The sequence below is a fragment of the Mycobacterium sp. TH-M82 genome, from assembly GCF_057473605.1.
Genome location: NZ_JBYCKY010000382.1, coordinates 1 through 10,322, shown reverse-complemented (window position 1 = coordinate 10,322; position 10,322 = coordinate 1). Strand labels below are relative to the sequence as shown.

At 66.1% G+C, this 10,322-nt stretch carries 9 protein-coding genes and 1 pseudogene; 9 read left to right on the top strand and 1 reads right to left on the bottom strand.

All coding sequences use genetic code 11. From position 1 onward, the window contains the following. From steA to AC2VON_RS11745, 8 genes and pseudogenes are all read left to right on the top strand, one after another. Positions 1-995: putative cytokinetic ring protein SteA (gene steA / locus AC2VON_RS11780; RefSeq protein WP_486953127.1), on the top strand; the 995-nt coding region annotated here is incomplete at its 5' end. A 4-nt stretch (positions 996-999) separates the two neighbouring features. Beyond that, complete coding sequence (locus tag AC2VON_RS11775) at positions 1,000-1,941, top strand: copper transporter (RefSeq protein ID WP_486953126.1); 942 nt, start codon at positions 1,000-1,002, stop codon at positions 1,939-1,941. A 114-nt stretch (positions 1,942-2,055) separates the two neighbouring features. Further along, entirely contained in the window at positions 2,056-3,867 is a 1,812-nt protein-coding gene (pyrG, locus tag AC2VON_RS11770; protein WP_486953128.1) for a CTP synthase, read from the top strand. Next, on the top strand, positions 3,860-4,483 hold the full coding sequence (locus tag AC2VON_RS11765; protein ID WP_486953125.1) for an NUDIX domain-containing protein: 624 nt from the start codon (positions 3,860-3,862) through the stop codon (positions 4,481-4,483). Before pyrG ends, AC2VON_RS11765 begins: the two co-directional genes overlap by 8 nt. Next, complete coding sequence (xerD, locus tag AC2VON_RS11760) at positions 4,480-5,427, top strand: site-specific tyrosine recombinase XerD (protein WP_486953124.1); 948 nt, start codon at positions 4,480-4,482, stop codon at positions 5,425-5,427. The genes AC2VON_RS11765 and xerD overlap by 4 nt, the downstream gene beginning before the upstream one ends. 113 nt (positions 5,428-5,540) lie before the next feature. Further along, complete coding sequence (locus tag AC2VON_RS11755; RefSeq protein ID WP_486953123.1) at positions 5,541-6,923, top strand: FAD-dependent oxidoreductase; 1,383 nt, start codon at positions 5,541-5,543, stop codon at positions 6,921-6,923. Between the two features lie 258 nt (positions 6,924-7,181). Further along, positions 7,182-7,943, top strand: a pseudogene (mddA, locus tag AC2VON_RS11750) (methanethiol S-methyltransferase). A gap of 204 nt (positions 7,944-8,147) precedes the next feature. Beyond that, a complete protein-coding gene (locus AC2VON_RS11745) occupies positions 8,148-8,669 on the top strand; it encodes an MTB12 family secreted protein (RefSeq protein ID WP_486953122.1) in 522 nt (173 codons plus the stop codon). A gap of 25 nt (positions 8,670-8,694) precedes the next feature. On the opposite strand, the gene AC2VON_RS11740 is transcribed toward AC2VON_RS11745, so the two are convergent. After that, positions 8,695-9,465, bottom strand: a complete 771-nt coding sequence (locus AC2VON_RS11740) for an O-methyltransferase (RefSeq protein WP_486953121.1) — start codon at positions 9,463-9,465, stop codon at positions 8,695-8,697. Positions 9,466-9,670: 205 nt separating this feature from the next. Here AC2VON_RS11740 and AC2VON_RS11735 point away from each other — a divergent pair. Continuing rightward, on the top strand, positions 9,671-10,322 hold a 652-nt coding region (locus AC2VON_RS11735), incomplete at its 3' end, for a ParA family protein (protein WP_486953120.1).

Sequence of the window (10,322 nt, the reverse complement as noted above, 5' to 3'; positions counted from 1 at the left end):
TCAACGCGTCGTCGTCGATCTCCGGGCGCTACCCCAATCTCGGTCCGGAGGTGCTGGTCGGCAACGGCATCACGCTGATCGACGACGCTGGGCCGACCGTCTTCAAGAAGATCAAGGACGGCGCCAAAGTCCGGCTGCATGAGGGCGGCGTCTACGCCGGTGACCGACGGCTGGCTCTGGGCATCGAGCGAACCGACCTCGAGATCGCCGAGAAGATGCATGACGCCAAAAGCGGCCTGGTCGCCCATCTGGAGGCGTTCGCCGGCAACACCATCGAGTTCATCCGCAGCGAGAGCCCACTGCTGATCGACGGGGTCGGGATCCCTGACATCGATGTCGACCTGCGTGGCCGGCATGTGGTATTGGTCGCCGGCGAGGAGCATGCCGCCGACGACCTGAAAGGACTCAAGCCGTTCATCAAGGAGTACCGGCCGGTGTTGATCGGGGTCGGAGCCGGTGCCGACGTGTTGCACAAAGCGGGATATCGTCCGCAACTCATCGTCGGCGACCCGGGACAGCTCAGCACTGACGTGCTCAGGTGCGGTGCCCACGTGGTGCTGCCCGCCGACGCCGACGGGCACGCGCCGGGCCTGGAACGCATCCAGGACCTCGGGGTGGGCGCGATGACCTTTCCGGCAGCCGGGTCGGCGATGGACCTGGCGCTGCTGCTGGTCGACCATCACGGTGCGGCGTTGCTGGTCACCGTCGGCCACACCGCAGGCATCGAGACGTTCTTCGACCGGACCCGCCAGCAGAGCACGCCGTCGATGTTTTTGACCCGGCTCAAGGTCGGCGAGAAACTGGTGGACTCTCACGCGGTTGCCACCCTGTACCGCAACCGCATCTCGGGTGGCGCCATCGCCCTGCTGGTACTGACGATGCTGGTCGCCATTGTCGTCGCGCTGTGGGTGTCGCGCACCGACACCGCAGTGCTGCACTGGGTTGTCGACTACTGGAACCGATTCTCGCTGTGGGTGCAGGGCTGGGTGACATAGGGTCGTGATCTCGCCTCGCCACCACGCGATTTCGCTTGCCGCGGTGTTCCTGGCGTTGGCGGTCGGCATCGTGCTGGGCTCCGGCCTGCTCTCCGGCCCCCTGCAGTCGGGGCTGCATGAGGAGAAGCGGGATCTGCGCGGCCAGATCGATGCGCTTCACCATCAGGAGAATGTGCTCAACGAAAAGCTTAGAGCTGCAAACGACTTCGATGCGGCGGTGGCCGGTCGTATCCTACGCGACGGGTTGGCCGAGAAGTCGGTGGTGGTCTTCCGCACCCCGGATGCGCACGACGACGATGTCGATGCGGTTACGCACCTCGTCGGCCAGGCCCGGGGCGCCATCACCGCAACGATAACGCTGACCCAGCAGTTCGTCGACGCCGACGCGGCGGAGAAGTTGCGCTCGGTGGTCGAGTCGTCGATCGTGCCGGCCGGTGCCCAGCTGAGCACCAAGCTGGTCGACCAGGGATCGCAGGCCGGCGATCTGCTCGGGATCGCGCTGCTGATCAACTCCGATCCCGCGGTTCCGCCGGCCGACGACGCCGCGCGGGACACCGTGCTGGCTGCGCTGCGCGACACCGGGTTTTTGACCTACCCAGACCAGCACATCGGTGCGGCGAACGCAGCGGTGGTGATCACCGGCGGGCCCCTTGGCGACGACGCCGGAAACCAGGGTGCCAGCGTGGCCCGGTTCGCCGCGGCGCTGGCCCCGCACGGCTCGGCGACGGTGTTGGCCGGCCGGGACGGCTGCGCGTTCGGAACCGCCGCCGTCTCGGTGGCCCGCGCCGACGCCGGCCTGGCCGGAGCGCTGAGCACCATCGACGACGTCGACACCGAATCCGGCCGGATCACCGTCGTCATGGCGGTGATAAGCCTGATCACCGGTGGTCACCCCGGCCAGTACGGCACCGGCCACGGTGCCCACTCGATCACCGTGGCGCAGTAGGGCGTGTCAGCGGGCGCGCCGCGGTCGCGGTGTTAGGGTGAGATTCCGTGGGTCGGCAGGCCACCACCCTGCTCCCGTCTTGTCCGGCCGTCACGGAGGTTGCTGTTGCCAGCTTTGCGAAAGCACCCCCAGATCGCCACCAAGCACCTCTTCGTCACCGGCGGCGTCGCCTCCTCACTGGGCAAGGGGCTCACCGCCAGCAGCCTGGGTCAGTTGCTGACCGCGCGCGGGCTCCAGGTGACGATGCAGAAACTCGACCCGTACCTCAACGTCGACCCGGGAACCATGAATCCGTTCCAGCACGGCGAGGTCTTCGTCACCGAAGACGGCGCCGAGACCGATCTCGACGTCGGACACTATGAGCGCTTTCTCGACCGGAACCTGTCCGGATCGGCGAACGTTACTACCGGGCAAGTGTATTCGACGGTGATCGCCAAGGAACGACGAGGTGAGTACCTCGGCGACACGGTGCAGGTGATCCCGCATATCACCGACGAGATCAAAAACCGCATCCTCGCTATGGCCGAGTCCGATTCCGACGACATCCGTCCGGATGTTGTCATCACCGAAATTGGCGGCACCGTGGGCGATATCGAGTCGCAGCCGTTCTTAGAAGCTGCGCGGCAGATCCGCCACGACCTCGGTAGGGAGAATGTGTTCTTCCTGCACGTGTCGCTGGTCCCGTATCTGGCGCCGTCCGGTGAGCTCAAAACCAAGCCGACGCAACACTCGGTGGCCGCGTTGCGCAGCATCGGCATCGCTCCGGACGCGTTGATCCTGCGCTGCGATCGCGACGTCCCCGAATCGTTGAAGAACAAGATCGCGTTGATGTGTGACGTCGACATCGACGGGGTGATCTCCACCCCGGACGCGCCATCGATCTATGACATCCCCAAGGTGTTGCACCGCGAGGAGCTCGACGCCTATGTGGTGCGTCGGCTCAACCTGCCGTTCAAAGATGTCGACTGGACCGAGTGGGATGACCTCTTGCGCCGAGCCCATGAGCCGCAAGAGACGGTGCGAATCGCGTTGGTGGGCAAGTATGTCGACCTCTCCGACGCCTACCTGTCGGTCACCGAGGCGTTGCGCGCCGGTGGATTCAGGCACCACGCGAAGGTCGAGATGTACTGGGTGGCATCGGATAGTTGTGCGACGGAAGACGGGGCGGCGGCGGCGTTGAGCGGTGTACACGGCGTGCTGATTCCCGGCGGGTTCGGCATCCGCGGCATCGAGGGCAAAATCGGCGCTGTCGCCTACGCCCGGATCAGCGGATTACCGGTACTGGGACTGTGTTTGGGCCTGCAGTGCATCGTGATCGACGCCGCCCGGTCGATCGGTATCACCGAGGCCAACTCCGCCGAGTTCGACCCGAAAACCCCGGATCCCGTCATCGCCACCATGACCGACCAGCAAGATGCCGTGGCGGGTTCCGCCGATCTCGGCGGCACGATGCGGCTGGGCGCCTACCCCGCGGTGCTCGACCCGGATTCCATTGTGGCACAAGCCTACGGATCGACTGAGGTGTCCGAACGGCACCGGCATCGTTACGAGGTCAACAACGCCTACCGGGAGCGAATCGCGGAGAGCGGCCTCAGGTTCTCCGGCACCTCGCCGGACGGGCATCTGGTGGAGTTCGTCGAATACCCTCCGGATGTCCACCCGTTCATCGTCGGCACCCAGGCCCACCCGGAGTTGAAGAGCCGGCCGACGCGGCCCCATCCGTTGTTCGCCGCGTTCGTCGGCGCCGCGATCGATTACAAGGCGGCGGAGCGGCTGCCGGTCGAGATCCCCGGACATTACTCCGAGGGTCAACCTCAACGTCAGGCCAGCGGCAGCCGGCACGACGGCGACGTCGGCCAGTCGGTCGGCCAATCCGTCGGACAATCGCGGCACGACTCCGTGCAAGAGCCGGCGGCCCGTGGCTGAGCACATCTTCGAGACCACGTCGTCGCAGCTGCTGCACCAGGGAAAGATTTTCGCACTGCGCGCCGACCAGGTGCGGATGCCGGGCGGCAAGGTCGCGACGCGAGAGGTGGTGGAACACTTCGGCGCGGTGGCCGTGGTGGCATTAGACGATGCGTTGAACATCCCGATGATCCACCAGTACCGCCATCCGCTGGGCCGACGGCTGTGGGAGCTGCCCGCGGGACTGCTCGACATAGACGGCGAGGCATCGCATCTGACTGCCGCGCGGGAACTCCAAGAGGAGGCCGGGTTGGCGGCTCGCACCTGGCAGGTGCTCGTCGATCTGGATTCCACACCGGGATTCAGCGACGAATCGGTGCGGGTCTACCTGGCGACCGGACTGAGAAACGTGGAGCGTCCCGAGGCCCATGACGAAGAGGCTGACCTGGTGCTGCGGTGGTATCCGTTGGCCGAGGCCGTCCGTTTGGTTTTCAGCGGCGGTATTGTGAATTCCATTGCAGTAGCCGGTATTTTGGCAGTCTTCAGTGTCACACAGGGATTCGCCCAACCCCGTCCGGTGGACGCGGAGTGGGTCGACAAACCGACTGCATTCGCCGCACGACGGGGCCGGCGATGACCACTGTGACGGCACCGCTTCAAGCCCAAGTGCAGGGCTACCTGGATCATTTGACGATAGAGCGGGGCGTGGCGGCCAACACCCTGAGCTCGTACCGCCGGGACCTGCGTCGCTACGCCGAGCATCTGACCGCCCGCGGGGTGGACGACCTTGCCCGGGTCAGCGAGAACGACGTCAGCGAATTCCTGGTGGTGCTTCGGCAGCCGAATTCGGGCCACGGCTCGCCTCCGCTGTCGGCGGTCTCGGCGGCACGATCACTGATCGCGGTGCGGGGCCTGCACCGGTTCGCCGCCGCCGAAGGGCTGGCCGCGCAGGATGTGGCGCGCGGGGTGAAGCCACCGACGCCATCGCGGAGGCTGCCCAAGAGCCTGACCGTCGACGAGGTGGTGTCGCTGCTGGCGGGCGCGGGCGGGGACAGCCCGTCGGACGGCCCGCGAACACTGCGCAATCGTGCGCTGCTGGAGCTGTTGTACTCCACCGGATCGCGGATCTCCGAAGCCGTCGGGCTCGACCTCGACGACATCGACGCCCGGGACCGGTCGGTGCTGCTGCGCGGCAAGGGCGGAAAGCAGCGGCTGGTCCCGATTGGGCGGCCCGCGGTCGCGGCGCTGGACGCCTACCTGGTGCGCGGGCGTCCGGACCTGGCCCGCCGGGGCCGTGGAACGCCGGCGGTCTTCCTCAACGCGCGCGGCGGGCGCCTGTCGCGCCAGAGTGCGTGGCAGGTGCTGCACGATGCGGCCGAAGCTGCCGGCATCCCCGCGAAGGTGTCGCCGCACACGCTGCGACACTCGTTTGCCACCCATCTGCTCGACGGCGGCGCCGACGTCCGGGTGGTGCAGGAGCTGCTGGGCCACGCCTCGGTGACGACGACCCAGATCTACACCCTGGTCACCGTGCACGCGCTGCGTGAGGTGTGGGCCGGGGCTCACCCCCGCGCCCGGTAGCCCGCGCCGCGGGAAATTAGGGTAGCCGTCTACTCTAGGCGATTCGAGCTCGCCGATCAGATCCTTGGGTGGGCCCGGCAAGGGTTGCCGGGCGCTGTCGTGGAGGCGTCAACGTGAGTCGGGTCGGTGAGCACGCCGTCGTGCTGGGCGCCAGCATGGGCGGACTGCTCGCCGCTCGGGCGCTCGCCGACTTTTATGACGCCGTCACGGTGGTCGAGCGCGATGAGTTGCCCGGCGGGCCTGCGCAGCGACGTGGGGTTCCACAGGGGCGGCATGTCCACGGCCTATTGGGTAGCGGCTCGGAGGTCTTGGGTCAGCTCTTTCCCGGAATCCTCGACGAGCTGGCCGCGGCTGGGGCGAACGTCGTTGATGACGGTGACCTGTCGCGGATCTGGCTGCGTTTCAACGGACATGACCTCAACCGGTCATGCTCGTTCGCCAAGCCGATGACGTCCTATCTCGCTAGTCGGCCGTTTCTGGAGGCCCACGTCCGCCGGCGGGTGTGGGCCATCGGCAACGTGACGGTTCTGGATGACCATGATGTTGTGAAGCTGGTCGCGGCTGTGCCGGATCGGGTCACCGGCGTCCGCGTGGCCAACCGTGACACCCGCCACGAACGAGAGCTGACCGCCGACCTGGTGGTCGATGCGATGGGCCAGGCTGGGCGTACACCGGCATTCCTCGATGCGCTCGGTTATGGCCGTCCGATGGAGGACTTCATTGTGGCCGAGGTGGCCTACGCCAGCCAGCTGGTGAGCGTGCCACCGGGCACGCTCACCGAGAAATTGATCCTCGTCGGGCCGGTGCCGGAACGCCCGACCGGCGGGGCGCTCTTCGCGTGTGAGAACGACACCTGGATGGTGACCCTGGCCGGGCTGGTCGGGCACGAACCGCCCACCGACCGGACCGCGATGATCCGCTACGCCGCGGAGTTCGCCCCACCACCCATGTTGGCCGGGCTCGAAGCCGCCGCACCCCTGACGCAGGTGTCTCGCTACCGCTATCCGGCCAGCCTGCGACGCCGCTACGACAAGATGCTCCGTTTCCCGGCGGGGTTGCTGGTGTTCGGTGACGCGATGTGCAGCTTCAACCCTGTCTATGGGCAGGGCATGTCGGTGGCCGCGCTGGAGGCGATCGTATTGCGCGACTGTCTGTCTGAGGGGGACCGTGACTTGGGTCGGCGGTTCTTCCGGGCAGCGGCCAAGCCGGTCGGCGCGGCGTGGCAGATGGCCTCGGGTGCTGATCTGGCGGTCCCGCAGGTTCAGGGGCGGCGTTCGGTGCGCACCCGGTTGGCGAACTGGTACACCGGCCGGCTACTCACCGCCGCGGAATCCGACCCGGTGGTCACCGAGGGATTCTTCCGGGTGATGAACCTCGTCGATCCACCCGCTCGGCTGTTGCGCCCGAAGATCGTGAAGCGGGTGGCCACCGACAAGCGACGGCGTGTGGTCACCCCCTCCGTAGCGCCAGCCGTCAAAGCGCCGAGTCATGCTTGAGGTAATCGACAAAGGCTGCGCATGATGCAGCGGCGTCCCCGGCCTACCACGACGGCCGCCTGCACGGGTAAATGGTTGCCGTGCATCGGTACTCCTGAAGGCGCACGCGAGGGGTTTGTTCTCGGCACGGGTTTCCGATGCCGACGTCGTGAGGTGGCCGGGGCATCGTATGGCTTCGAACCGAGTCTCGCGACGGTCGAGGCGATGACCTGACGGTCTGCCGACGCGGTGTGAAACGCATGACAAGGCGGTGGATGCGTGAAGGGAATTCTGACGATCGGTTACGGCGCCGTGAGCTACGTGATTTTTCTGGCCGCTTTCCCGTATGCGATCGGCTTCGTGGGCACCGTCGCGGTCCCCCGCAGTGTTGACGCCGGCATGACCGCGCCGATCGGCGAAGCCAGACGCAAACCAGCGGTCGACGTGCTGCTCCTCGGCCTGTTCGCCGTCCAGCACAGCGTGATGGCACGTCTGGCCTTCAAGCGATGGTGGACGCGGTTCGTGCCGCAGACCATCGAACGCAGCACCTACGTCCTGCTGTCGAGCCTGGTGCTGTTCCTGCTGTATTGGCAATGGCGCACGACGCCTGCAGTGGTGTGGAACGTGACAACACCCGCAGCGCACGTCGTATCGCAGGTGCTGTTCTGGCTGGGTTGGGCGACCGTGCTGGCGGCGACATTCATGATCAGCCATTCCGACCTGTCCGGGTTGCGGCAGGTGTACCTGGCCTGGCGTGGTCAGCCGTACGCAGATATCGGGTTTCGTACCCCGCTGTTGTATCGGCTGGTGCGGCACCCGATGATGCTGGGCTTCATCGTCGCGTGCTGAGCCACCCCGACGATGACAGCGGGACGTCTGCTCTTCGCGGTAGTGACCACTGGTTACATCTTGATCGCACTGCAGCTTGAAGAACACGACCTGCTGGCAGCGCTGGGCCCTAAGTACCGTGACTACCGGATCCGGGTGCCCATGCTGCTGCCATGGCCACACCGTCATCGGCAAGCACCCCGTTCTGGCTGACCCCATTTCCGCGGTAACTAACCGAGATCCTCCGACTCCAGCCGTCGATCATGGGTCAGCGCGTCGAGCGTGCGTTCGCCGTCACCGGTGGTACCCGCCATGCAGGTGACCTGAAAACTGAGGAGCGAATACCGGTGACACGCTACCGACGAGACGCTAGTGTGACTAAATGTTCGATATCGGCTCGCAATCGAAAGGGCAATCGTGGCGGTTAAATCACTTCGCATCGGCATCGCAACTGTGGGAGGGGCGGTCGCCGTCGCCGTTGTCGCAGCAGGCTTGACATCCATGACGTCCAGCGGCGTGGTCAGTGGCCCCGTCGACAGTGGTGTCACCTCCCACGTGCAGCAGGTCGTCTTCGGTGTGCCGTTGCCGCTGGAGCCGGCGGCCGACCTTCCTTCCGCCGATGTGCTGGTGGGCATTCTGGCCGGTCTCGCTGACGCCAACATCCCGTTCGAGAACAAAGGCAACCTGATCGAAGGCGGCGTCTCGCCCACCGAAGCTTCCCTGGCCGACCGCAAGGTACAGCAGGCCGTCGACAGCGGTGATTGGCCGATCACCTTCAACGTGTCGGACATTCAGCCGGCCGAGCCGGGTGCGGCGACGGCCTCCGTCACGGGCTCCAGCCCCAAAAGCCCGCCGCAAACACTGAAAGTCAAGTTCGTCAACCAGGGCGGTTGGAAGCTCACGCACAGGTCAGCGCTGAATCTGCTGCAGGCCATATAGTGATTTTTCAACCTGGTTCGACCGGTTAACCCGGGTTACCCAGGTTACCCAGGTACTCCGACTCCAGCACCAGATCGCGGATCAGGCTCTGGTATTCGGCGTGCGCCCGGTGCTCGATGGTGTTCCACAACGCGCCCTGCTGTCGGCTCATGTACTCGCGGTAGCGTGGCGCACCGGGCATTTTGACGTTGTCGGCGACCACGATCGCGCCTGGATGCAGCCAACCCCGGTCGAGGATGCTCTGCAGGTCGGGTACGTAGGCGTCCTTGTCGTGGTCGAGGAACAGGAAGTCCAGCGCGCCGGTGGTGAAACCGTGCTGGCTGGTCAGCAGGTCAAGTGTGCGTCCACCGTCACCGATGGTGCCCACCACGCAGGTGACCCGGTCGGCCACCCCGGCATGCGCCCAGATCTGCCGGGCATTGACGGCGTTGGCTTCGGCAAGCTCGACGGAGTACACCCTGGCCGCCGGCGCGGCCCGGGCGATGCGCAGGGCGCCGTAGCCGCAGTAGGTGCCCAACTCCAGGGCGAGTTTCGGGTCGGCGCGGCGCACCGCGGCGTCGAGCAGCGCGCCCTTCTCTTCGCCGACGTTGATCAGCACCGACTTCTGGTAGGCGAAGCGGTCGATGGTGGTCAGCACGTCGTCGACGTCGCCCGTGCGGGCGTTCTTCAATACGTATTCCACCGCCGCGGCCTCGCGTCCGTCGCCGATCTGGCCGGTCGTGGTGATGTTGTGTTCTCCGATCAGCAATCGTAAGACCGACCAGCGTAGGAATGGCATGCGTTGTTTGAGGTTCATGGTTGCGACTTTAAGCCGATCGATTGGTGTCCCGGCCGATTTTCTGCCCGGCGCAGGCGACGTTAACGGCTAGACTTTTGCCGATGTTCGCCACCACAGTGCCGTCACGGTCTACGGCACCTGACTAACATGAGCCGCGCCAGCGACGATGCAGTGCGGGTAGCCCCCGCTTGCGGGGGCGAATCGATGAACAGGAGCGGCGCGCGTGAGCGACGACGCTGACGGCAGTGCCGGCGTCGGCCTGACCGGGCGCCCGCCCCGGGCGATCCCGGAGCCCAAGCCGCGCACATCGCACGGCCCGGCCAAGGTCATCGCGATGTGCAACCAGAAGGGCGGCGTCGGCAAGACCACCTCGACGATCAACCTGGGAGCCGCGCTGACCGAGTACGGCCGGCACGTCTTGCTGGTGGATCTGGACCCGCAGGGTGCCCTGTCGGCCGGCCTGGGTGTGCCGCACTACGACTTGGCGCACACCATTCACAACCTGCTGGTAGAGCCCCGGGTCTCCATCGACAAAGTGTTGATCGCAACCCAGGTCAAGCACCTGGACCTGGTGCCGTCCAACATCGACCTGTCCGCCGCCGAGATTCAGCTGGTCAACGAGGTGGGCCGGGAGCAGTCGCTGAGCCGTGCGCTGCGCCCGGTGCTGGACCGCTACGACTACGTGCTGATCGACTGCCAGCCGTCGCTGGGCCTGCTCACCGTCAACGGACTTTCCTGTGCGGACAACGTCGTCATCCCGACCGAATGCGAGTACTTCTCGCTGCGCGGGCTGGCGCTGCTCACCGACACCGTCGAGAAGGTGCGCGACCGGCTCAACCCGAAGCTGACGATCGGCGGCATCCTGGTCACCCGCT